Raw genomic sequence first — 23,928 nt, 5'->3', positions numbered from 1 at the left:
ATCAATAAAGAATATATTATGGCAAAGCAATTGAAAAAATGGCAAGGCTGGCTGCTCTTTGCAGGAGCCATGGTAGCAGTGTTTCTGTTAGGCTTGATTTGCTCATCACTTCTTGAGCGCAGAGCCGAAGTTGCAAGCGTGTTCAATAATCGACGCGTCCAGATGAACGACTCGATAGTTGCGCAGAACGAAAAGTTCGCCGAAGACTTCCCACGGGAATATCAAACGTGGGCCATGACGGAAGACACTACTTTTAAAAGCCTCTACAACGGGTCGCAAGAGAAAGATGTACTGGAAATGTGCCCCGAAATAGTAATTATTTGGGACGGATATGCCTTCTCGCGCGAATACAATACGCCGCGCGGACACAGGCATTGTATTGAAGACTTGCGGAAGATTCTGCGTACGGGAAGTCCAGGCGTAGACGGACAAACAGATATGCAACCCGGAACATGCTGGACTTGTAAAGGGCCCGACGTACCACGACTGATGCGCGAAAAAGGAACGAACGCATTCTATGCTGCCAAATGGAGCGACTGGGGCGACCAGATGATGAACTCCGTTGGCTGCTCCGATTGTCATGATGCACGTACGATGGAATTGCGTCCAGCTCGTCCGGCACTTTATGAAGCGTGGGCTCGCGTAGGTAAGGATGTAAGAAAGGCCAGTCATCAGGAAATGCGTAGTCTTGTGTGTGCGCAATGTCATACTGAATATTATTTCGAGAAAGAGAACGGTAACTATCTGCATTTCCCGCAAGAGAAAGGACTAACTTGCGAGGCGGCAGAGCAATATTATGACAGCATAGGGTTCTACGACTACATCCATCCGCTTTCGAAGACTAAGATTCTCAAAGCCCAACATCCAGGATATGAAATGTCGCTCCAGGGAATACACGCTCAGCGCGGAGTGTCGTGTGCCGACTGTCATATGCCTTATATCTCGGAGGGTGGTGTGAAGTACACCGACCACCACATTATGAGTCCGTTGGCTCATATCGACCGTACTTGTCAAACCTGCCATCGTCAGGATGCCGAAACACTCCGGCAGAATGTCTACGAACGACAGAAGAAAGTTTATAACTTCGCCGTTCGTGTAAACAAAGAGCTAGCTTACGCTCACATCGAAGCTAAGTTTGCTTGGGATAAGGGCGCAACCGAAGCCGAGATGAAACCCGTGCTCGATGACATACGTAAGAGTCAATGGCGTTGGGATTATTCTCTGGCCAGTCATGGTGCTGCTTTCCACGCTCCGCAAGAGGTTATGAGACTTCTGGCAGCCGCAATGGAATATGCAAAGGATGCCAGATTGAACATTGCTCGCGTGGTAGCTAAGCACGGATTCACTGGTGAGATTCCTCATCCCGACATATCTACCCGTGAAAAAGCAGCTGCCTACATCGGTCTTGACATGAAGAAACTACGCTCACAGAAGAAGGATTTCATAGATACCGTTGTGCCGAAGTGGATTGAAACGGCGCGCAAGAACAAGCGGTTTATAACAAAACCAATGTAAAATTTCTCCCAATAAAATCATAAACGATGGGAGCGTCGAACGTAATGAGACGACGCTCCCATTTTCTTACGAAAAGATTTAAACATGTGGAATAAACCTTATACGCTAAAGGAAGGATTCGCCATAGCCGTCGGTTTGCTTTTAACGGGTTTAGCACTGCAAATGATGGTAGGGCCACTTGACTGGGACATCTTCGCCTGGCCGGGAAACATCGCCGTACTCTTCGGATTGATTGTCGTGTTGATTGTGATTTATTTGATGAGAAAACGATTCTATTTCTGTAGCTTTCTCACAACCATGAAGGCGGCTGTGCCGGCAATGCTTCTTGCCGTTGTGCTAACCATCGTGATGGGATTAACAAAGCAGGTACCGTCTGACAAAAATCCCGCTGACCCGATAGGTATTACAAAGATGCTCAGCTTTTGGCCGTTCGTACTCGAATATGTTTGGATGACAGTTATTGTGGGCGAAGTAACCATTCATCAACTTGTGGAATTCAAGCGTAGGCGTATACCGTCGTTCGTTAGCCACCTTGGACTCTTTATAGTTCTTACTTGCAGTACCCTTGGTAGCGCCGACATGAAACGTCTCAAAATGTTTTGCGAAATAGGTAAGCCCGAATGGCGTGGACTCGACGCATGGAATAATGTGCACGAACTCGACATAGCACTGCAACTCGAACGATTTACCATCGACGAATATCCTCCGAAATTGATGATGCTCGACCGACGCGGAACTCCTCAACCAGCCAAAAAACCGGACATGATTATTGCCGATGCAAACGGTGGACGGCTCGGAGGATGGACAATCAGAATAAAGAAATACATACCCGACGCTATGCCCGTTGCTTTATCCAAGATGATTGGTAGGATGCCCGCCGGAATGATGGCCAATATTCGCATGGACTCTCTCGGAATGTCCCGTAACAAAGCCGGCTACATTCCCAGTAAAACCCGCGGAGCCGCTTACGCTGCATTCATTGAAGCAACCCATGGAAAAGAAAAACGCAGCGGATGGGTTACATGTGGCAGTTTCCTATTTCCGCTGCAAATGCTTCATCTCGACAATAACTATAACATCGCGATGAGCAATCCCGAACCCCGTAGATATGCCTCTCTCGTTGATGTCTACACGAAAGATGGTAAAGCCGAGCAAACCGAAATAGAAGTGAACAAACCATTCGCCATTAACGGATGGAAAATCTATCAACTCAGCTTCAACGAACAAATGGGGAAGTGGAGCGAATATAGCGTGTTCGAACTCGTTGCCGATCCCTGGCAGTCGGTTGTCTATGCAGGAATATTCCTACTCTTGGCCGGCGCCATCGGCATGTTCCTCACCGCAAGTACAAATAAAAGAAAGGAGACCCAGCAATGATTTGGACTTATTTCATTCTCTTCGCCCTCACTGCTGTAGTATTATGGGCCGCCGGTGCTTTTACCGCATGGAAAGAACGCCGCCAAGTGGCAATAATATTCACAGTTGCCGGTCTTATGGTGTTTTTCGCCTATATTGTTATGATGTGGATAACCCTTGAACGTCCGCCGCTCCGAACGATGGGCGAAACAAGATTGTGGTATAGCCTCTTTCTTCCCTTTGCCGGTGTGATAGTTTACGGTCGTTGGCGATATAAATGGATTCTGGCATTCTCTACGACACTCTCCACTGTTTTCGTTTGCTTCAACATTTTCAAGCCCGAAACACATTCCAAGACTCTTATGCCTGCTCTGCAGAGTCCATGGTTTGCTCCGCATGTAATAGTCTACATGATGGCTTACGCTATTCTTGGGGCTGCGCTTGTGATGGCGATGTATCTTTTACTGTTCCGTAAAACTGACCCAACGCCGAAAGAGTGCCAGATAACCGACGACCTGGTTTACGTGGGGTTAGCCTTTCTAACCCTCGGCATGCTCATGGGTGCTCTTTGGGCCAAGGAAGCGTGGGGACATTATTGGAGTTGGGACCCGAAAGAAACCTGGGCAGCCATAACCTGGCTATTCTATCTTGTTTATATTCACTATCGCCGCTATCGTCCTACTGCCTATCGTCCTGCTCTTTGGGCATTACTCATTGGTTTTTGTCTTCTACAAATGTGTTGGTGGGGCATAAACTATCTGCCTTCGGTGAAAGGAGTCAGTGTTCACACCTATAATTTATAAGGTTAATTTAACGGTAGGGTTATGATTAGGCTCAGCTGTGTCGGAAGTGTTCAACGGGGCCGTCCTTGTATGTGTACTATCGATGTTTTTACGACTATAGTAGCAATGTGTACATTTTTACATCTGTGGTGCAAAACTCGAAAGGGTGCAATTTAGGGACGGTGCCTGTTTGGTGTTTATCTTCCCACCAATTCGAGGTTCCTTGCCCCCGAATAAAATATGTCAATTCAGCCTGTGGGCTGAATTGACATATTTTATTCGGATATTATATCCGTGAGATACCGTTTCTGTAGCCCTGCCGAGACCTTAAAGCAGATTCTCTTATTTTTTTTAGTCGAACTCACGTAATAAAGGTCTACGCGCATCCGATATGGATGCATACAGGCCTTAGTTTATAGCCTCGAGTTGAGAATGAAATGTATTCGATTTATAATTTAGATTCATTTATGGAGCGAGGTATTACTGTTATTTCTGTTGATTCGTAGAGTGGGGCATCAAGGTCAATTTCGTGCCCGTAGGAATCGTGTAGAATAATGGTGTGGAGTGTATTAAGACTCTGCCCTTGAGTTACGAGAAATCTACGTGCAGCGTCTTTGGCCGTTGCACCTTTGAATATTTCAATCAATCGCCCGTTTACTTTTATTTTCATTGGTTGAGTAGGTCCAGACCTCGTTCTTCGGATATTTTGACGGGTGAGTTGAAGCCTTGTCCATTCCAACGGTAGAGTTTATAGGTGGATTCTCCGGATTTGATAATAATGCTAACTATGTCTTTTCCTTTCCGAGGGAAATGGAGTATGTAATTATTGTCTTCTTCGAAGCGACTAGCTTGTTTCGTATCGGGGGTGAGATTACGAGTTACAGGGTCGTAGTCGTAGCAGGCAATGAATTGATTAATATCAATATCGACGCAACAACTGAGGTTTACCACAAATAGTTTATGACCGTTTGAGCGGTTCCATACACCTGCCTGGAGGGTGTAATGTTCATCTGCGATGCGAAGATATCCGTTTTGAGTATCGATTTCGATGTATTTTTCTCCGCTGGTATAAACTTTATGTGGATTGTTAGGGTTAGCGGGCTTGGTCATGTCTTCGGGGTCGCATTGTTTGAATTGTCGAGGCTTATTAACGAAGTCGAGCATTATTTTCTGTGGCGACCCATCGAGTCCTGGCCAATATCTGCAGAATCGGGTTGTCATTTCTTTGACGGTGACAGGGGCTTTTGCTGGGAGTTGCAACACTCCATTACTCCATGATTCTACGAGTGTCGAACTCCAGACTGGTTCACCGGATTCATCGTCTTCCGGTTCTTCGGTTTGGGGGATATTTACAGCTACTGATTGCCGGACGCTGGCTGTGAGATTTGCGCGGTCAGAGGGGCCGATGTTTCTGGCGGGTAGTTCCTTGTTATCACGCTTGTAGATAGTGCTTGTATAATCGTTTATGTCGATGTTTCCGAGCTGATCAGTGTGGTGTATTTCGCATTCACGAAGATCGATATTTGTATTTTCAACGACGAAGAGCGTGCTTTTGTTTTGCGAGAATCGGCAGCGCACGAAAGAGGTATTGGAGTTGTTTCGGAGGTTCACGAGTCCGTATTCTTTGCAGCGATAAAAGTCGCAGTCGGTGAATTTGAGGTTGAAACATCCTGTGGCTGTCATGATGCTGTAACTACAGTCGCGTATGATTGTTTTTGTGCAATCGAGATCGGTTGTGTTAGTTGCTGTTATGCCTTCTATTCCGCATCCGTAGAGATCGCATCGGTCTATTTGTATGTCTTGGCAATTATTGAATTCGAGCACTCCTCCTTGGCAATATCCTTCGTCGGTGTGCCCGATGGTTAGGTTGTTTATTTCGATTTCGTGACAATTGCGGAAGCTGAGAATATAGGCATATCGTGGAGCAACAATGAGAGCTGCGCCGTTTGTACCTTTGATAGTTAGGTTGACACACTGGTTGAGTACGAGTTGATAACCGTCGAAAACGTTTTCGCGCGAGGCGCGTTGGGTGGCTTCACTGCCTTCGCTAATGGTGGTGAGACCAGCCTTTTGGCTTTTTTCGTTTGATTGGAGCACATCGGAAAGGTTGATTATTCCACTAACGGTTATTACTCGGTTAGAGCCAATGGCTTTGATGAATTCTTCGGGAGTACTTACTTTGATTTCTTTCGATTTGGCGATGATGACTGTCGCTGTCATCATGAGCAATATTGTGAGGAGAAGCTTTTTCATGTTTCTATTTTGTTTTGTTGTCTAATATAATTGAGCTTCGATCATTTGTGTAGCATCACGTAGGTCATCGAATTTAAACGATGGGTCTTTGGTGTTGATAGACACTTCACAGTCGTTATCATCATCGTCGTCATATCTTTTGGTGATGGATATTGTGTAGTTATATCCGTTGATTTTTGCCGTTAGTTCGTGATATCCCCAGTCGTCGCCACTATCGAATTTGGTTTCGAAGAATGCACCTTGGGCCTGCCATTTTTTTGTGGGGTATTCCATTCGGATGGAGTAGTCGGAGGCGAGTGTCATTTTGAATCCTTCGTATTCGAACTTTGTTTGATAGCCGGATGTGTTGATAATGATAGAGTTCTCTTTTGCACCTTGGGCTTTGAAAGCATAGCCTTCTTCTAGGCTTACGACGCTTATTTTCTTGATTCCCTTGATTGTTGGTATAGGACCGCTGCAGGTGAGATCGCCTTGGGTAATCACCTTTTTAAGGCTTAGCATTGCCATGTGTCCTTTGTCAGTTAGCATGCATACGAGCCAATCGTCTTCAAATTGTATGATGGAAATATCAATGCAGCGCTCGCCGAGGCCTTTTATTTTGGCTTGATTGCGCTTGAATTTATTGCTGATTTCGTTAGACTCGATAAATTTTTCTAAGGGCTCTTTGTTAGCTTTGATTGATACGCTGCCATCGGCATGGAGTATGGCTGTGAAAGGGTCTTTCTTTGGATTACCGAAAGATTTGTCAGGTTGGTCGGCTACTTGCGTGTCGATGCTATCGGACAAGAGTGCTTGTGTGCTGTCAGCCGTACCGATACTATCGGTTGCCTTGCCGGGTTCATTTTTGTTTCCGCATGCAATGAATAGGCTTGCAATAAACAATGATGCTAGTATCTTTTTCATATTTCGAGAGTTTTAAATCAAGAGACGACAAATTCCCTTAATCATTGTCGCCTCTTGATGAGTGTTACTTATAAGTCTTTTACTACTTCAAGGATGCTTTTCGGTTCAATCTTGCCTCTGTGCTCAACCCATACACGTCCGATTTTCTGGTCTATTTTAGTGACTTTATAATCGTCGGCAAAGCCGGTTACAAATACAGCTTTTACGTGGTCACCCACTTTATATTCGGGAACGAGCGGAATAAGTTTACAGTCTGAACGCTTGTAGGCTTTAATCTTGCCGATGAACCCGATAACCAGCACCTTATCGTCTGTGACATTGAGAATAGTAGCCTTTTTCCATTCGCCGTCATCCATAACTGCTACAGTTGCTCCCGACATCCATTCGCCGTTTTTCATCACTAGGAAAGAGTTTGGCTTGAGTTGTTCGTTAGCGTGTTCGTTGGCAAATCCTTTGCCGTCGTCTTCATAATTCAGATCGAGATAGCAAACCTTGGGTATTTCGGGGTCAGAGGCGTCGGTTACTATGGCACGCTGCATTCCCGAACCGCTTTGCCACCAGGTGAGCACGATGTCTCCAACCTTTGCCTTTTGTCCCTTGGGAATTGGAATGACTAGTGGATTAGGAATCTCGAACTCGTCGCCGAACATCTTGATGAATAGAGTTTTGTCGTTAGGCACACGTGTTACTGTGAAGTTGTAGAACACGTTACTATTATCGAGTAAGTCTTTGTTTTTCTCAATGGCATTCTTGTAGCCTGATGGTGCCAAAACTTCTTGCCCGAGTTCAACACCTTCGAGCTTGAATTCTTTCGGGAAATCCCATGGGAAGAGGTCGAGCTTGCTAGCCGTACCAGAGTCGGCAGATATTTCGGTGCTGTCGGCTTTGTTGGAGTTTTCTACTTTGTTTTTGTTTCCGCAACATGTCAGTCCGAGACCAATTACGGCGGCCATGATAGCCGTGAAAAGAATCTTTTTCATTTTGGTTTTATTTTAGTTATGAATAAGGAGATCTTAATCTTTTAGAGTTGTGAGATAGATGAGCAGGCATCCCAGAATTATGCCAAATATGATGGTTATAACTACTTTAAACTTGTTTATCGGATAGTCGCCGAGTACTTCACCTGTTCGTCCGTTTACGAAAATATTAAACGTTTTTCCATTGTATTGGAATGCGCCAATCCACAGTGGCAGCATAAGCAGTTTAAACATAATGTCGGAGTATTCAGTGTGGCTATAATCTATTTCCTGCTTGTCTCCACCGATGTCTTGTTCGATGTCATATTTTATTTCGCATTCCATCTTTCCTTTGGCAGAGTCGATGGCTTCTCGAAAGTCGATGTTGTAGATTTCGGTCATGAATCCGGCGAGGAATTCGGGATTGTAGGGAACCACATTTTCCAGATCCCATTTCTCGTTTTTGCTGTTAGCGCGGGCAAAGGGTACGTTGGTGCTTGCAGGGACTATAACGTCATCGAAGCTACGAGAAACTGTTCCGCTCGCAGGAGACCAATCTGTAATAGTGGTGGTAACCCAATTTCCGTCATCGTCTTTTTCTTTTACGGTTCTATTGTCGCCTCGGCTTCCGGAGTATTCGGTTGTGGTTTCGGCGTCGTAAGTCCAGAAAGGAATATATATTCCTTTGAAGTTTTCTGTTTGGACATTGCCTTTTTTCAAAGCCGATACGGCATACCATTTACCCTTTATCCATTTCTGAAAATTACTGTTGCATTCGTCTTTGCTAATCTGAAACGGCAGCATGTAGTTGGGTTTCCAGAAGCGTTTAATCTGTGCTTCTTGCAAAATGAGCGGTGTACCGCAGAAGGCACATTTGGCCGATGATTTTGCAGGTGGCAGTGTGGTTGTTGCGCCGCATTGATGACATTTAATCTGTGCAGATTCGGTATCAGTCTCTTCATTGAGATTGTCGTCGCTCTTTGCGGCCCATTCTTCGAAGTCGTTTTCTTGTACTTCGACCGGTGTTAGGTCTAAATCTTTAGTTTTTCCGCAATACAAGCACTGTAGTTTATGGCTCTTTGGAGAAAACTCCATCATGCCTCCGCACGATGGGCACTTGGTTTGTATAGCGTCGTTAATTACTTGTGTTTCTTGTTCCATTTTCTTTTTGGTTATATGGTGAGTATTAATAGAAACAGGAGTTTCGGATAGGCCTTTTTATTCTTTGCCCATCGAAACTCCTATGTTTTATGTTTTCTTACATTGTCGGTGGAGGAGGTGGTGGTGTTCCGAATAGTGATGCTAGTGCAGGAATATTCTTAGCGGCTTCCCAACCAGACATTCCGTTTGTCCACACATAAGTGTCGGGGGTTAGCTGACCATTTTGAGCCATCTGTTGCAACTGCTGAATGGGGTAGGGACCTTGTTGCTGACCGTTCACAGATAGATGATAGACTGCAGCTTGCGGCAGTGGAGGAGGCATACCCGCACCTTGCTGTTGCATACTGGTGCCTTGTTGCATTCCCATTCCTTGCTGGTTTGCGGTCATCTGATTTGCCATCTGACCGGCCATTGCGAAGCCCATGCCCATGCCCATTGCATCGCCTGCCGGACTGCCGCCACCGTTGGCTGCCGAATCTTTAAGCGAATCGGCGAACTGCATCTGAGTGTAGGTGTTCATGTTGCCGATAACGCCCATGCTGGTACGTCTGTCGAGCGCTTGTTCCACAGCTTCGGGCAGCGAAATGTTTTCAACTAGGAATTTGGTTAATTCAAGACCGTATTCGGCGAAATCGTCCTTCAGTCCTTCGGTTAGGCTAGCCGAGAATTCGTTGAGATTAGCTGCCATATCAAGCGCGGCGATTTTACTTTCGGCGAGATGGTCGGTGAATTTCGTGATGACAAAGTTACGCAGCTGTTCTGTGATGCTTTCGGTTGTGAAATTACCATCGGTACCGGCTACGTTGAGGATGAACTTCGTTGGATCTTCGTTCACCCGGAAGCAGTAGGAACCGAAGGCGCGCATTCGGATAGGTCCGAATTCGGGGTCGCGCATCATAATTGGATTCTGGGTTCCCCAGCGGATGTTGAGGAATTGTTTAGTGTTTACGAAGTAGACATCAACTTTGAACGGTGAGTTGAAGCCATATTTCCAGCCCATAAGCGTGGTTAGAATAGGCATGTTTTCGGTATTGAGTACATGGCGACCGGGTTTATAGATATCGGCGAACTTTCCTTCGTTCACCAGTACTGCAATCTGGCTTTCACGAACCGTGAGCTGGGCTCCGTTCTTTATTTCTGACTGATAGCGCGGGAAACGCCAAATCATCGTGTCACTCGTGTTGTCGGTCCATTCGATTATATCAATGAACTCGTTTCGTAATTTGTTAAATAGTCCCATAATGAAATGTATTGATATTCATTTTTAAAGTTAATTCCGTTCACTAGTTCTTTTATTGGTACACCCTTAGTTAAAAGCGTGTCTAGCTAAAAGTATTAATGATGTTCGGTTTACAAATGTACTTGTTCTTTATAGAATTATCCATATTTTCTGAAAAAAAGTAAAGGGATACATAACTGTCTGCTTCGACGATGTATCCCTTTCTGTTATGAAGATAGGTTTCGAGAGCGGTTTCGGCTATCGGATTATGGTTTGGTTCGATTGCCCAGCATAGGAAACCTCGCCCATCTGCTTGAGATATTTCATAATCAGTTCGGCTGTGGGGATATTCATGTTGCGGCCTTGGTCTTTGCGGGGCGAATCGCAGATTGAGCTCACGTAGTTATTCATCACTACACGATAAGTTTTACGCATGTTGAGTTTATGCCCGTTTGCGTCGGTTAGCACGAGGCTTTTTATGGTGGTTGGATTATTCTTGTCGAATGTCACTGTGCTGTGGATGTTACCGGATGTGTAGGGCACGCGCATTTCGTCGTGTTTATAGCACGATAGGAACAAATCATGAAATTCTTTGCCGGTGAGATTCATTTCGATACAGTTGTTGCCGAACGGGTCGAGGGTCAGAACGGTAGCAACTGTTATCGGACCGGCGGGGAGTTCTTCCAATCTTACACCGCCAAAATTCCACAGCGCGATGTCGGCATTAGTTTGATGGCGGATGGCGTCGCACATGAAGATGCCTAGTTCGTCGGCATTACCGAACGCTGTCCGTGCCGTTCCGAGCTGTCGGTTGAACGATTCGTCACTCGTGAACATCTTAACCATCTGTGCGGCTATTTTATTTTCGTGCGGATAGTTTTCGACATCGATGTTCTCGGCTTTTTTATTTATCACTTTGTGATTGTCGACGGTTAGGGTGATGAGTGTGGCGCGTTTAAGCCGGTTGACGTTCTGCGTGATGAGTACGCCGTTGTGAATTTCGCCGCCGTTGAGCTGTGTGTGCGAGTGGCCGCCTACGATGAGGTCGAAGTCGGGATTACTCTCGGCCACCTTCACGTCGTCTTCATATCCGATGTGCGACAACAAGATGTTCACATCGCATTTCTTCCGCAGCCATTTATAATTCCTGATTGCATCGTTCACGGGTACGAACATAAACCTTTTCACATTGTCGGGATGCGTGTCGGGAATACCGTTTGCGCCGAGCTGAACCACGCCAAGAACGCCCACCGAAACTGTGCCGATATTGAAAATCTTAAAAGACAACCAGGTTTTTCTCGAGTCTAAGGGTGGATAAACATTAGCTGCCAGATATGGGAAGTTGCTCAGTGCTGTGACCTTTGCGAGTCCTGCTTCGCGCGAGTCGAATTCATGGTTGCCGAATGCCGATGCGCTGAATCCGATGAAATTCATCAGTGAAACCATCGGATAGGAGGTGGGTTCGTACTGGTCGTTGTAGGGATTGCCTGTTCGGTTGTCGCCGGCTGCGAGAACGAGGAGTTCCGGGTCGATGGCTCGCAGACTGTCTACGATGGCTGCCAGGCGTGGCATGTTTTCCAGCTTGGCGTGCATGTCGTTCACCGCCAGGATGTGAATATCTTTTCTGTCCATCACCGCTACGGCTGTTGTGGTTTGTGCCGAGGCAACCGCGCTTAGCAGTAGTAGGGACAGGATTGTTAGTTTAATCTTCATAATTTTCTAATCGTATTTAGGGATATCTCTCTCCGCATTAACGCTCACGGTGTATTCTGTTTTATCGCCGTAGTTCTCGTCTTTTACGCGAAGATTATTAATTATGAGTTTGTATTTATTGTTCTTCAAATCTCTCTCGACCCACATTTGGCCGCCATAGCAATGAACTTTTTCGACGGTTTGCCTTGTAAGGTCAAAGTAGGTTTTATAGAGTTTTCTGTAGTGTATCGACCACTCTCTATCGTCGCCGTCTTCTCGTCTGTCGGTCAGGTCGATTATTTTCTTTTGGAATCTGTCCAAGTCTATGAGGATTCTGATATGGTCGCCCACCTCGTTTTCTTTGAAGAGGACTGTAATGAAGTAGTCTGTATCATAATCGACATAGAAATGAAGTATCGGAATTTCCTTACCATTAATAATGGCTGTTTGCGGTTTGGCCACCGGAACGATATTCTCCTCGTTTTCGCTGCCCGAGCAGCTCCACAGAATAACAGAAAGAGCCATCGCCAGCATTCCGCCGGCGATGGTTCTAATTGATTTATTGAATGTTTTCATTTGTTCAGAGTGCAGTTTATTGAATCACTCCGTTGAAGTTTACGCTTAGCTTGTGGTCGGCGCCGTCGCCGAACAGTTTGGAGCCTTTCACGTGGAGATAGTCGATGATGAGTTTGAATTTTTTGTTTGGTTTGTCGACGTCGATTCTCATTAGTCCGTTTTTGCATATGCCTGTTCCCATGAGTTCGCTGACGGTGAATTTCAGGGTGTTCATTTTGTTGCTCACGATGGTCCACCTCGGAGAGGGGGTGAGTTGTTTCTTGGTCAGGTCGACGGTTTTATGGTTCAGGCTTTCACTGATTGTAATCACGATAGTTTCGGCGTGCAGTGTTTCGATTGTCGGCACGATTGTTACCAAATAGTAACCTTTAGCCTCTGTCATCGAGCCTTCGATGTCGATTTCGTTTTCTTCGACCATGGCTTTTTTCTCTTCCACTACGGGAACGAGTACGGCATCTTGGTCCACTTGGTTCGGGTCGATTTTTTCGTCCGAGCCGGAACAGGCTGTCATGAGGGTTAGCGACATCGTTGCCAGGAGGGCAACAATCATTCTGAAGGGGTGAATCGAGGGGCGACTTTTTTGAATTTTTCTATTCATATCTAAGTTATATTAATAAAATGTGTTGTTTGTTTTTTCGGAAAAAACCTCGCGACCCGTCACGGGGGGCGAGGAAATCTTTGAACTTAAAAATTAAATATGAAACATGGCCGCTGCCAATTTGGTTTTACACTTTATCTTCTCCGGGGTCTTCTTCTCGTCCGGGTTTTGGTGTTTTGCCGTCGTCGGGCTTTTTGGAGTCATCGGGTTTTTGGGGGTCGGATGGTTTCTTTCCGCCGTCGGGTTTTTTCTTATCGGCGGCCAACTTTTTCAGGGCCTTACTTTCTTTATGACGGGCCTTGGCGTCGGAATTGATTTGGTTGATGCGGTCGATGAGGTCGGAGATAATTTGGCGGTCTTCGTCGGTCGAGGCTGTGAGATAGGCTGCTTCGATGTGTCGGAAGACTTCGGTCATCGTGTCGTCGTTTTTCAGTCTGATTTTTTTCCCGTTGGGCAGCAAATCGGCTGCTTTTGTATCGTTCCGGTGGGCGAAAAGCTTTGCGAACTCTTCGTTGCTTGTTTTGAGCATGTCGGCGAGCGGTTGGAGTCCGAGGGTAGCCATATCGGCTAAGGCGGCGGGTTTTGTGAGGTCAACCAACAGGCCGCGTATGTGTGCCATTTCTTCGTCGTAGGCTTCTTTTGTGAGGCCTTTGTAGGTGTCGACGATGAGTTTCAGACGTGTTCCGGCTTCCGACCGGGCGGCGAATTGTGACCGGGCGGCTGTGCGGATTTCTATGAAGAGTGATGCGATGAGTTTATCGCGCTCGGCATCTTTTCTCTTCAGCAAGATTGCTTCTTCGGTGGATGCGATGGCTCTGGCGACGTCGCTTTCGGTTTCGATGTCTCTTTTCCAGTTGGTCAGGTCGACATCGGTTAATAACATTTTTGCTGCCGGAACTTTCGAGATGGTTTCGTGCAGTTGCATCATTAAACTCGCGTGGCGGCCGAGGGAGAAAAGAGAACTCAATGTGCCGCTGATAACTTTGCTTTTAATCATGAGGATAAAATTTAAGTATTAAAACGATTGGTCTAAATAGGAAACTTTTTATTTCGAAGGGAGATAATACATTATACTGGCTGGCAGAATCTCTGCCGGGAAGAATCCCAGACTGCGCGGAGCTGGCAGAATCTCTGCCGAGAGGAATCCCGACTGCGCGGAGCTGGCAGAATCTCTGCCGGGAAGAATCCCGACTGCGCGGAGCTGGCAGAACCTCTGCCGAGAGGAATCCGGACTGCGCGGAGCTGGCAGAACCTCTGCCGAGAGGAATCCCGACTGCGCGGGGCTGGCAGAACCTCTGCCGAGAGGAATCCTGACTGCGCGGGGCTGGCAGAATCTCTGCCGAGAGGAATCCTGACTGCGCGGGGCTGGCAGAACCTCTGCCGAGAGGAATCCCGACGGCGCGGGGCAAAATACTATTGTATTCGGCTTGTTTCGTTCTGGAGTTGTTTATGTTAATTGAATTTTTCATTCAGCCTAGGTTTCTTGTCCGGTTCATCCGGGTGGTTATCGTTGTTTTTAAAACGATTACGCTGGCAAAAATACATTTTTCAGTTGGGGGCGCAAAATCAGTTGGCGCGAAATGTGGGGCGAATCAATGTGGGGCGGCAAATCATCCCTCGGGGTCTGTCACTAAGTGCGGGCGTTCCGCCCGAGACCGACGACGACGGGCACTACGACCGACCGAAAACACACTCTGATTTTTATTGTACCTTTGTCGCACGCCAATACACAAGGATAACAGGGCATTGGCGAATAAATACAAACCGAAAATGTTGACTGATTCGAAACATATAAAGATTGTCGATTACGACTATTCTTTGCCCGAAGAACGTATTGCGAAACACCCTATCGCGCAACGCGACCGCAGTAAACTGCTGGTGTATCGGAAAGGCACAATAACCCACGACTCGTTTCGGAATCTGCCGAAATATCTGCCCAAAGGTGCGCTCATGGTTTTCAATAACACCCGAGTTATTCAGGCGCGGATGCACTTCAGGAAAGAAACCGGAGCACTAATCGAAATATTCCTCATGGAACCCGTTCGGCCGGCCGACTACGAGCGGGTGTTCCAATCGAATGGCCAATGCTCGTGGCTTTGCATGGTGGGGAATCTGAAGAAGTGGAAGGACGGTAGGCTCAAGCGAATTGTCGACATAAAAGGCACGTCGGCCGTTCTCAGTGCGTCGATTAACGGCACGTCGGGCAGCATGCAGAGTATCGATTTCGAATGGGATGGCCGGTTCTCGTTCGCCGAAGTTCTGGAAGCCGTGGGCGAACTGCCGATTCCGCCCTATCTGAACAGAGAAACACAGGAAAGCGATAAAACCGACTATCAAACCGTGTATTCGAAAATCAACGGTTCGGTTGCGGCTCCAACCGCCGGACTGCATTTCTCTTCCGAGGTGCTCGACGCACTCGACAGTCGGGGAATCGAACGCGAAGAACTAACGCTGCACGTAGGCGCGGGGACGTTCAAACCGGTCAAGTCGGCCGAAATAGCCGGTCACCAAATGCATTCCGAATATGTTGTGGTGCGCAGGCACACGCTCGAACGCCTGATAGCCCACCAGTCGCACGCCATAGCCGTCGGCACAACCAGCGTTCGCACCCTCGAAAGCCTCTACTACATGGGCGTAAAACTCGAAATCAACCCCGACACAACCCAGCACAACCTGCACGTATCGCAATGGGAACCATACGACCTCGAACACAACGAAGCCGGCCTGGTCGTGGTCAGGAATAGAGCGGTGAGCGTTGAAAAATCGCTCCGAAATCTGCTGAACTGCCTCGAGCGCGATGGCTCGGAAGCCCTGCATTCAAGCACGCAGATAATAATAGCGCCGGGGTACAGATATAAAATCGTCGACATGCTCGTAACCAATTTTCATCAGCCCAAATCAACTCTGTTGCTTCTCGTGAGCGCATTCGTGAAAGGAGATTGGCGGCAAATCTACAACTACGCACTCCGGCACGACTTCCGCTTCCTTAGCTATGGCGACAGTAGCTTGCTGATACCATAACATCATCTAATCTCAAAACAATAGAATTATGAAAATCGGAGATAAAGTTCGATTCCTGAGCGAAACCGGAGGCGGAAGAATCTCAGGATTCCAAGGAAAAAATATAGTGCTCGTTGAAGACGAAGACGGATTCGAAATCCCAACCCTCGTCTCGGAAGTAATTGTCGTTGCCGACAGTAGCGAAACCGAAAAACAAATAGCAAAAGCCGAAAAACAACAACAGGCAAGCAGCCAACCCGATAATCGCTCCATAAAACAACGACTCGCCGACAACGAAAACGATGAATACGACGATACACCCGACGACCCGTCGGTTAACTTCACCCCGCCCGTGAAAGAACGCGAAGAAGGCGAACTGCTCTCTATCTATGTAGGCTTCGTTCCGATAGACGAAAAGCAAATAACACAAACAAAATTCGAAGCATATCTCATCAACGACTCGAACTACTTCATAGCCTACAACTACCTGTTCAAAAACGGAGAAGAATGGCAAGCCGAATCGTCAGGCGAAATAGAACCGAATACAAAATTCCTACTGAATGAATTTTCGCATACCGACTTGAACTCAATGCTCAACATAGCCGTTCAGCTCATTGCCTACAAACGCGAAAAAACATTCAAAATCAAACCGGCTATCGACTCGCGATTCAAACTCGACGCAACAAAATTCTATAAACAAAACTCTTTCCGCGAAAACGACTTCTTCGAACAGTCGGCAATTATATATCCCATCGTGGAAGCCGATAAAATTATACACCAGTTCGAAATCAATGCCGATGCAATCAAGGAAAGTATGCTCACAACCCTAAAGCCCGAACCGGCGAAACCACAAACAGCACCGGCTCGCAAAGCCAATACCACACGACAAGAGAAACGTTACCCATCCGAACAAAGCAAAAGCGCAAAGGTGAAACAGATTCTCAAAGACGATAAGGTGGTAATCGACCTCCACATTGAACAACTCCTCGAAACAACCGTCGGAATGAACTCCACCGATATACTGGAATATCAGCTCGACGTGTTCCGCAACACCCTCGAACAATACAAGAATAAGCCAGGGCAGAAACTCATCTTCATCCACGGGAAAGGCGAAGGAGTACTGCGGCACGCGCTCATTCACGAGTTAAACTACAAATACAAACACTTCAGATACCAAGACGCATCGTTCCGCGAATACGGCTACGGTGCCACACAAGTAACAATTAGAAACTAGAAGAGAGAGTTATGAAACACGGATTCGTGAAAGTTGCTGCGGCCATCCCGTCGGTGAGAGTTGCCGACACAAAATTCAATCTGGCCGAAATCAAAAACCAAATCATTCACGCCGAAGAGCAGGGAGTAGAAGTTGTTGTGTTTCCCGAACTGTCAATTACAAGCTATAGCTGTCAGGATTTGTTCGGGCAGCAGCAATTGCTCGACAACGCCGAACACGCAATTTCCAAACTGCTCGAAATCATTCATAAGCTTGATGTAATTGTAATCGTCGGCGCCCCTATAAGTATAAACGCCATGCTGCTCAACTGCGCTGTCGTGATGCAACAAGGACGAATCCTCGGCGTGGTCGCCAAAACATATCTCCCGAACTATGGCGAGTTCTACGAGAAACGCTGGTTCGCATCATCGCGGAACATTCGCCAGCAAAACATCTGCTACGCCGGACAGGAAATAACCCTTACGCCCGACGCACAGATTTTCCAAACCGATGAAGGTATGCGATTCGGCATCGAAATATGCGAAGATGTATGGGCGCCTACTCCTCCGAGCAATAACCTCGCGCTGGCCGGAGCTGAAATAATCTTCAATCTCTCGGCAAGCAACGAACTCATTGGCAAGCACGCCTATCTAAAATCATTGCTCGCACAGCAAAGTGCAAGAACCATCAGTGGATATGTCTACAGCGGATGCGGATTCGGTGAAAGCACCCAAGATGTGGTGTACGGCGGCAACGCAATGCTCTTTGAAAACGGAGTAATGCTCGAAGAAGCCAACCGATTCTCGCTCGAACCGCAACTAACGATATCCGAAATCGATGTGGAGAAACTGCGTACTCAGCGGCGTATCGATAGCACATATTCATCTGCCATTAAATTAGCAACCGAAGCGCGACTCATTCAATGCGCCGCACCAAATAATCGCAATCGCAAGTTCAGACTCACACGGAAAATTAATCCTCATCCTTTTATTCCAACCGATGCCAATATGGAATTGTCGTGCAACGAGATTCTGAACATACAAGTTTGTGCCCTAGCTAAACGACTCGTTCACACGCAAGCACGAACGGCTGTTATAGGCATCAGCGGCGGGCTCGATTCTACTCTCGCTTTACTTGTTTGCGTAAAAGCTTTCGATAAACTAAAGCGCAAACGTAAAAATATCATCGGTATAACAATGCCCGGACTCGGAACCACTGATCGAACATATCACAACGCCGTGACTCTGATGAAACAACTTGGGATAAGTGTAAAAGAAATAAGCATTGCGCCAGCTGTTAAGCAACATTTCGAAGACATCAACCACAATCCTCATACGCATGACACAACTTACGAGAACTCCCAGGCGCGCGAACGAACTCAGATACTTATGGATGTTGCCAACCAGTACGGCGGACTTGTCATCGGCACGGGCGACTTGAGCGAACTGGCCCTCGGATGGTGCACTTATAACGGAGACCATATGAGTATGTATGCTGTCAATGTCGGTGTTCCGAAAACCCTCATTCGCCACCTTGTCCGCCATATTGCAGCTACTGAATCGCCCCTTGCGACAGCCTCGATTCTGCTCGATATTATCGATACTCCCATCTCGCCAGAACTCACACCGGCTGCAAAGGATGGGCAAATTGCACAGAAAACTGAAGACATAGTTGGGCCTTATGAGCTTCATGATTTCTTTCTATATCATTTTCTGCGTCACGGCTCTCGTCCCGAAAAGATTTTTTATCTGGCGACTATTGCTTTTGCCGACATTTATTCTGAAGATATTATCAAACGATGGTTAACTGTTTTTCTTCGGCGTTTCTTCGCCCAGCAGTTTAAGCGTTCGTGCTTGCCTGATGGTCCGAAAGTGGGCAGTGTGAGCCTTTCTCCTCGGGGTGATTGGCGCATGCCGTCGGATGCTGTGGTGTCTGACTGGCTCAAGTTCAGCTAAAAGAATGTAGTAATGGTAGAAATCGCCCGCTTGCTTTATAGTAGGCGGGCGATTTCGGCTTCGAGATTTGTTATTTGAGATGGATTGCGAACTACTTCGTTGTTGCGATTGATTAGATAGATTATCGGTGAAACGGTTGCGGGAGCTGTGTAGGCTTGACTTACACCGGTGTTGTCGTAGACATTTATCCAGGGTAGCGACGAGACTTGTTCTTTCCAGAAATGGGCGTTGTCGTCGAGCGACACCATATAGATTTCGAATCCACGGTTGTGGAATTTGTTGTAAATGTCGCGCAGGTGCATTATGTAGGCTGTTGAGCCTTCGGATGCAAACACATGAAAGTTTAGCAGGACTACTTTGCCTTTGAGTTCGGTTAGATGTCGGGGGTGTCCCAGATTATCGCGTAGCGGAATGTCTATCACGCCGGCTTCTTCGGCATTCATTTCCACCACTTTTTGTTTGGTTTTTCGGGCATTTGCAATGCTTTGGAGTGCTATGTTGTGGAGATTTTGGGTGCGTTCGGCTCCGGGAAAATATGTATCCCAGCTGGTTGCTACAGCTCCGAATACTTTGTTGTCTTTGGGTTCGTTTGAAGGGTCGAAGATTAGGCGTGCTTGATTGCCGATGATTATGTATTGAAAGAGTGCAAAGTAGCTGTAGGCTTTCATTGGTTCGCGGTAGATGTAGTTTCGGGTTATGTGTTGTTTGTAGTTTTCAATGAGCTGGTTTATAATGGAGTCAGCTCCGTAGGGTCTGTTTGCCATGATGTTTTGGCATTCGTTTTGGAGTGCTATTTGTTTTAGGGCCAGTTCTTTTATTTTTTGATTTTCAGGTGAATTTGCCACCTCATAGTTTGTTGCCATTCCGGGGTATGATGCTTTTATTTGTAGAGTTTCGGTTGAGTCGATGGCTAGGTTTATAATTTGGTCGGCTATTCGGAGTCTGTAGAACTCGGGGTTTGATACGGTGTCGGCTGCGAATTCGAACTGTCCTGTTTGGTCGAGTTTGAGAGAGTCTATAATTGTGATTCCGTCGAGTGTATTATGCTCGAAATAGAGTGTGGAGTCTTTTGCGTTTGTGAGTGTTCCGGTAATATGGAATTTTCGGTCGGTGCATCCAACCATAATTATTGTCCCTAATAGTAATGTGATGAGTTTTGCTTTTTTCATTCTTGTGTTGCTGTTTTTATGTTTGCAAAGGTAGTTGGTTCGATGTTTATATGGATTGATTGCAATCATTCCGAATTTTTTGGTCTGGGCTGAAGAAATATCAATATTTAAAAGACGACCCGCCTAGAAATTCGCGGAGTAAGGAGGTGGGTGGCAAGTGTCTGAAGGGGAGTGGCTTGAAATAACTGAGGAATTTCCGGAGGCGATAGGCTTCGGCGTATTCTTCGCAGTTTTCGGGTACTTGTTCGAGAATGGCTTCGGCTTGGGGCTTGATAACGGCGAGTTCGAATAGCATGGCGGTGTTGAACATCACATCGGCGTTTTCCTGATAGGGGAATATCCATTTGTTTTCGCCGGCGCGCACGCTTGGCCAGCGTTTGATGGTTTCGATGGCCGATGATGCGCGGTATTTATGGTCACGAACTATTCGGCGGAGCAGTCGGTTGTCGGTTGTGGGAATGTAGTTGTGGTCGTCCAGAAGAATGGTTGTGAGGGCGGAGGCGTAGATTTTGAAGATTCGCTCGGCGGGTACTTTTTCGGTGAGTAGTGGGTTGAGGGCGTGGATTCCTTCAACGATTAGAATATTGTTTGAATTGAGGCGCAACTTGCGACCGCTCTTCTCGCTCTGTCCGGATTGAAAATTATATTTGGGCAGTTCTACTTCCTCACCGTTAAAAAGGGCGTTGAATTGTTTGTTGATGAGGGGTATGTCGAGGCAATAGAGACTTTCGTAGTCGAACTCGCCGTGCTCGTCTCGTGGCGTTTTTTCACGGTCAACAAAATAATCGTCCAATGAAATTTGCACTGGTCGTACTCCGCTTGCCAACAGCTGCACTGAAAGTCGCTTGCTGAATGTTGTTTTTCCGCTAGACGATGGGCCTGCAATGAATACTGCCTTCAGTTCGGGTTGAGCTGCAATGGTGTCGGCAATTTGGGATATCTTTTTCTCCTGAAGGGCTTCGTTTACGTTTATCAAATCGGTTGCGAATCCTTTTTTCACAGCTTCGTTGAAATCGCCTACGGTTGAGATTCCGAGGATTCCCTGCCAGCGATGGTGCTCTTTGAATACTTCGAACATTTTGTGCTGTTTAATCATCGGTCCAAGCTGCGAAGGGTCGGCAGGTGAGGGAAGACGGAGGAGAGCTCCGTCGAAAAACGGCTCAAGACCGAAAAGACTGAGCTGGGATGTGTTGGTTAGCATCGAGCCGTAGTAGAAATCTTTGTAGTCGTCGAGAACATAGTAGGTTGTGTAGAGCGCACCCACGTTTTTGAGGAGCTTTACTTTCGAGCGGTCGCCCAGGTCGTTGAATAGCTTTACGGCTTCTTCGGTTGTCACTTCGAATCGCATAATTGGTATCTGGGCCTGGATTATCTCTTGCATCCTTCGACGAATGTTCTCCACGTCGCTTGAAGTTACGGGATGCCCCAGCTTGAGGTTGCAGAAATAACCGTTGGATACGGGAATGTCGATTATAACATTGCTTCCGGAATATAGGTCGTGCACCGCCTTGCAAAGAACCATGAACAGCGAACGGGTGTAGGTTCGCATTCCTGACGACGAGCGGAGATCGAGAAATTCTATGTCTTTGTTGCGGAAAACTCTGAAGTGCAAGCCCTCGACTTTGTTGTTTACCTTGGCACTCACAGGGCCGTGCTGCATGTGTATGTTTGCCGTTTTGAATATTTCAGAAAGGGTTGAGCCCAAAGGTACTTCTAGGTTCTTTTTATTATTTTTGCAACGTATTTTCAATATTTGTTTCATGTTTACGGGTTTTTAATTAATTGTGCATAAAGGTAAGGAAATCCCCTGTCGTAACGGAAAATGTATATTGTATCAAGGATAATAGATTTATGACAACAAGTGATTATTTAGCTATTACATTTAAAATTATCGGCTCGCTGGCCTTACTCATCTACGGCATGAAGGCAATGAGCGAAGCCCTTCAAAAAATGGCCGGTTCGCAGCTACGCCATATTCTGGGAGCAATGACAACCAACAGATTCACTGGCATGCTCACAGGAACATTTATAACCTGTGCCGTGCAGTCGTCGTCGGCTACCACGGTTATGACGGTCTCGTTTGTAAATGCCGGACTTCTGACGCTCGCACAGGCTATCTCCGTGATTATGGGCGCTAATATCGGTACAACGCTGACGGCGTGGATAATGTCGCTAGGTTATTCGGTAGACCTTAGCAATTTTGTGTTTCCGGCGTTCCTGGTAGGAATAATTTTGATTTATACACGCCGGATGCGCTACATAGGCGACTTCCTGTTCGGTTTGTCATTCATGTTCTTCAGCTTAGTTCTGCTCAGCAGTGCTGGTAGTGCTCTTCGGCTTGAAAGTAATGTTGCCATAATCCATTTCTTCCGTTCGTTTGATGTAAATAGCTATTTCACAATCATTATTTTCCTTGCCATCGGTACATTGATAACTTGCATCGTACAGTCATCGGCCGCCGTTATGGCTATAACCATAATGATGTGCTCTACAGGAGTTTTACCAATCTATCTCGGCATAGCTCTCGTTATGGGCGAAAATATCGGTACTACAATCACCGCTAATCTGGCTGCCTTAGCCGCCAATACACAGGCTCGACGAGCTGCTCTGGCTCATTTGATGTTCAATGTCATCGGAGTGATATGGGTGCTTTGTCTGTTCTATCCATTCGTCAATACAGTTTGCCGATTCGTTGGCTATGACCCGCAAACAAATAACCTTACACACCAACAACTCGCGATAAAACTACCTATAATCCTCGCCGCTTTCCACACCAGTTTCAATGTGATAAACACTGCAATGCTTATGGGGTTTATCCCACAGTTGGAAAGGATGGTTTGCCTCATTATCAAACCCCGGAAAAAGGAAGAGGACGAAGAATTCCGATTACGTTTCATCCAGGCAGGCATAATGAAAACTCCAGAACTGTCGGTTCTCGAAGCCAGCAAGGAAATACACTCTTTTGCCGAACGAATGCAGCGGATGTTCGGTATGGTGCGCGAATTGCTCGTAACAAAAGATGAGAACGCGTTCGTGAAACTATTCTCGCGAATAGAAAAATACGAAGGCATATCCGACAACATGGAAATCGAAATAGCCAAATATCTCGACGGAGTGAGCAACGCCCATCTGAGCGACGAAACAAAGGATAAGGTACGGGCTATGCTTCGCGAAATATCCGAACTCGAAAGCATTGGCGATGCCTGCTACAACATTGCTCGAACGGAGAACCGTAGAATAACTAGCAAGGAGGATTTCACAGACGAACAAATCAGCCGTATTAATCAAATGTTCGCTCTTGTGGACAACGCTCTCTCTGAAATGAACAATATTCTTGTTGGTCATAAGCAGGACAATAACGTTAATCTCTCATTCAACATAGAGAACGAAATCAATAACTATCGTAATCAGCTCAGAAGTCAGAATATAAACGATGTAAACGACCATAAATATACATATGCTATAGGCACGATGTATATGGATATAATTCAGGAGTGCGAAAAGCTAGGCGACTATATCGTAAATGTTGTCGAGGCACGTATGGGTGTTCGTCAGCAGGAAGTTTGATTATATTTCTGCG

19 protein-coding genes are annotated in these 23,928 nt (G+C 46.5%); 7 read left to right on the top strand and 12 right to left on the bottom strand.

Features of this window, described 5'->3' with window-relative positions:
• Nucleotides 1-18: 18 nt before the first annotated feature.
• The 3 genes from nrfA (at nucleotide 19) to ccsA (ending at nucleotide 3,674) form a co-directional block, all read left to right on the top strand.
• Entirely contained in the window at nucleotides 19-1,515 is a 1,497-nt protein-coding gene (gene nrfA, locus HMPREF9140_RS03925; protein WP_006951907.1) for an ammonia-forming cytochrome c nitrite reductase, read from the top strand.
• 84 nt (nucleotides 1,516-1,599) lie between these two features.
• Entirely contained in the window at nucleotides 1,600-2,892 is a 1,293-nt protein-coding gene (locus tag HMPREF9140_RS03920) for a cytochrome c biogenesis protein ResB (protein WP_006951906.1), read from the top strand.
• Nucleotides 2,889-3,674, top strand: a complete 786-nt coding sequence (gene ccsA / locus HMPREF9140_RS03915) for a cytochrome c biogenesis protein CcsA (protein WP_006951905.1) — start codon at nucleotides 2,889-2,891, stop codon at nucleotides 3,672-3,674. Before HMPREF9140_RS03920 ends, ccsA begins: the two co-directional genes overlap by 4 nt.
• A 427-nt stretch (nucleotides 3,675-4,101) precedes the next feature.
• On the opposite strand, the gene HMPREF9140_RS03910 is transcribed toward ccsA, so the two are convergent.
• The 10 genes from HMPREF9140_RS03910 to HMPREF9140_RS03865 form a co-directional block, all read right to left on the bottom strand.
• Nucleotides 4,102-4,323, bottom strand: a complete 222-nt coding sequence (locus tag HMPREF9140_RS03910; RefSeq protein WP_006951904.1) for a hypothetical protein — start codon at nucleotides 4,321-4,323, stop codon at nucleotides 4,102-4,104.
• Nucleotides 4,320-5,906, bottom strand: coding sequence for a right-handed parallel beta-helix repeat-containing protein (locus HMPREF9140_RS03905; RefSeq protein ID WP_006951903.1), 1,587 nt, complete (start codon nucleotides 5,904-5,906; stop codon nucleotides 4,320-4,322). Before HMPREF9140_RS03905 ends, HMPREF9140_RS03910 begins: the two co-directional genes overlap by 4 nt.
• Nucleotides 5,907-5,927: 21 nt before the next feature.
• A complete protein-coding gene (locus HMPREF9140_RS03900) occupies nucleotides 5,928-6,809 on the bottom strand; it encodes a hypothetical protein (RefSeq protein WP_006951902.1) in 882 nt (293 codons plus the stop codon).
• Nucleotides 6,810-6,877: 68 nt separating this feature from the next.
• Nucleotides 6,878-7,789: a hypothetical protein gene (locus tag HMPREF9140_RS03895; protein ID WP_006951901.1), complete on the bottom strand. Its 912-nt coding sequence runs from the start codon at nucleotides 7,787-7,789 to the stop codon at nucleotides 6,878-6,880.
• 33 nt (nucleotides 7,790-7,822) lie between these two features.
• On the bottom strand, nucleotides 7,823-8,926 hold the full coding sequence (locus tag HMPREF9140_RS03890; protein ID WP_006951900.1) for a hypothetical protein: 1,104 nt from the start codon (nucleotides 8,924-8,926) through the stop codon (nucleotides 7,823-7,825).
• A gap of 97 nt (nucleotides 8,927-9,023) precedes the next feature.
• A complete protein-coding gene (locus HMPREF9140_RS03885) occupies nucleotides 9,024-10,166 on the bottom strand; it encodes an SPFH domain-containing protein (protein ID WP_006951899.1) in 1,143 nt (380 codons plus the stop codon).
• Between the two features lie 237 nt (nucleotides 10,167-10,403).
• A complete protein-coding gene (locus HMPREF9140_RS03880; protein ID WP_006951898.1) occupies nucleotides 10,404-11,858 on the bottom strand; it encodes a bifunctional metallophosphatase/5'-nucleotidase in 1,455 nt (484 codons plus the stop codon).
• Between the two features lie 6 nt (nucleotides 11,859-11,864).
• Entirely contained in the window at nucleotides 11,865-12,413 is a 549-nt protein-coding gene (locus tag HMPREF9140_RS03875) for a hypothetical protein (RefSeq protein WP_006951897.1), read from the bottom strand.
• Nucleotides 12,414-12,429: 16 nt separating this feature from the next.
• On the bottom strand, nucleotides 12,430-13,011 hold the full coding sequence (locus HMPREF9140_RS03870) for a hypothetical protein (protein WP_006951896.1): 582 nt from the start codon (nucleotides 13,009-13,011) through the stop codon (nucleotides 12,430-12,432).
• A 127-nt stretch (nucleotides 13,012-13,138) separates the two neighbouring features.
• Nucleotides 13,139-14,008: a DUF6261 family protein gene (locus HMPREF9140_RS03865; protein ID WP_006951895.1), complete on the bottom strand. Its 870-nt coding sequence runs from the start codon at nucleotides 14,006-14,008 to the stop codon at nucleotides 13,139-13,141.
• 773 nt (nucleotides 14,009-14,781) lie between these two features.
• On the opposite strand from HMPREF9140_RS03865, the gene HMPREF9140_RS03860 reads away from it, so the two are divergent.
• From HMPREF9140_RS03860 to HMPREF9140_RS03850, 3 genes are read left to right on the top strand one after another with little or no spacing between them, the layout of a single operon-like run.
• On the top strand, nucleotides 14,782-16,032 hold the full coding sequence (locus tag HMPREF9140_RS03860) for an S-adenosylmethionine:tRNA ribosyltransferase-isomerase (protein ID WP_006951893.1): 1,251 nt from the start codon (nucleotides 14,782-14,784) through the stop codon (nucleotides 16,030-16,032).
• A gap of 28 nt (nucleotides 16,033-16,060) precedes the next feature.
• Complete coding sequence (locus tag HMPREF9140_RS03855; RefSeq protein ID WP_006951892.1) at nucleotides 16,061-17,245, top strand: DUF2027 domain-containing protein; 1,185 nt, start codon at nucleotides 16,061-16,063, stop codon at nucleotides 17,243-17,245.
• Between the two features lie 11 nt (nucleotides 17,246-17,256).
• Entirely contained in the window at nucleotides 17,257-19,179 is a 1,923-nt protein-coding gene (locus HMPREF9140_RS03850; RefSeq protein ID WP_006951891.1) for an NAD(+) synthase, read from the top strand.
• Between the two features lie 35 nt (nucleotides 19,180-19,214).
• Here HMPREF9140_RS03850 and HMPREF9140_RS03845 read toward each other — a convergent pair whose 3' ends face one another.
• Nucleotides 19,215-20,348, bottom strand: coding sequence for a DUF4369 domain-containing protein (locus HMPREF9140_RS03845; RefSeq protein ID WP_026253250.1), 1,134 nt, complete (start codon nucleotides 20,346-20,348; stop codon nucleotides 19,215-19,217).
• Nucleotides 20,349-20,448: 100 nt separating this feature from the next.
• Complete coding sequence (locus tag HMPREF9140_RS03840; protein WP_006951889.1) at nucleotides 20,449-22,110, bottom strand: nucleoside kinase; 1,662 nt, start codon at nucleotides 22,108-22,110, stop codon at nucleotides 20,449-20,451.
• Between the two features lie 89 nt (nucleotides 22,111-22,199).
• On the opposite strand from HMPREF9140_RS03840, the gene HMPREF9140_RS03835 reads away from it, so the two are divergent.
• Nucleotides 22,200-23,915, top strand: coding sequence for a Na/Pi cotransporter family protein (locus HMPREF9140_RS03835; protein ID WP_006951888.1), 1,716 nt, complete (start codon nucleotides 22,200-22,202; stop codon nucleotides 23,913-23,915).
• Nucleotides 23,916-23,928 lie beyond the last annotated feature (13 nt).

Source organism: Prevotella micans F0438, from assembly GCF_000243035.1.
In the GTDB taxonomy this organism is placed as follows: domain Bacteria; phylum Bacteroidota; class Bacteroidia; order Bacteroidales; family Bacteroidaceae; genus Prevotella; species Prevotella micans.
Note: the sequence above shows the minus strand (reverse complement) of the source record. Positions and strands in the feature narration are given on the sequence as shown.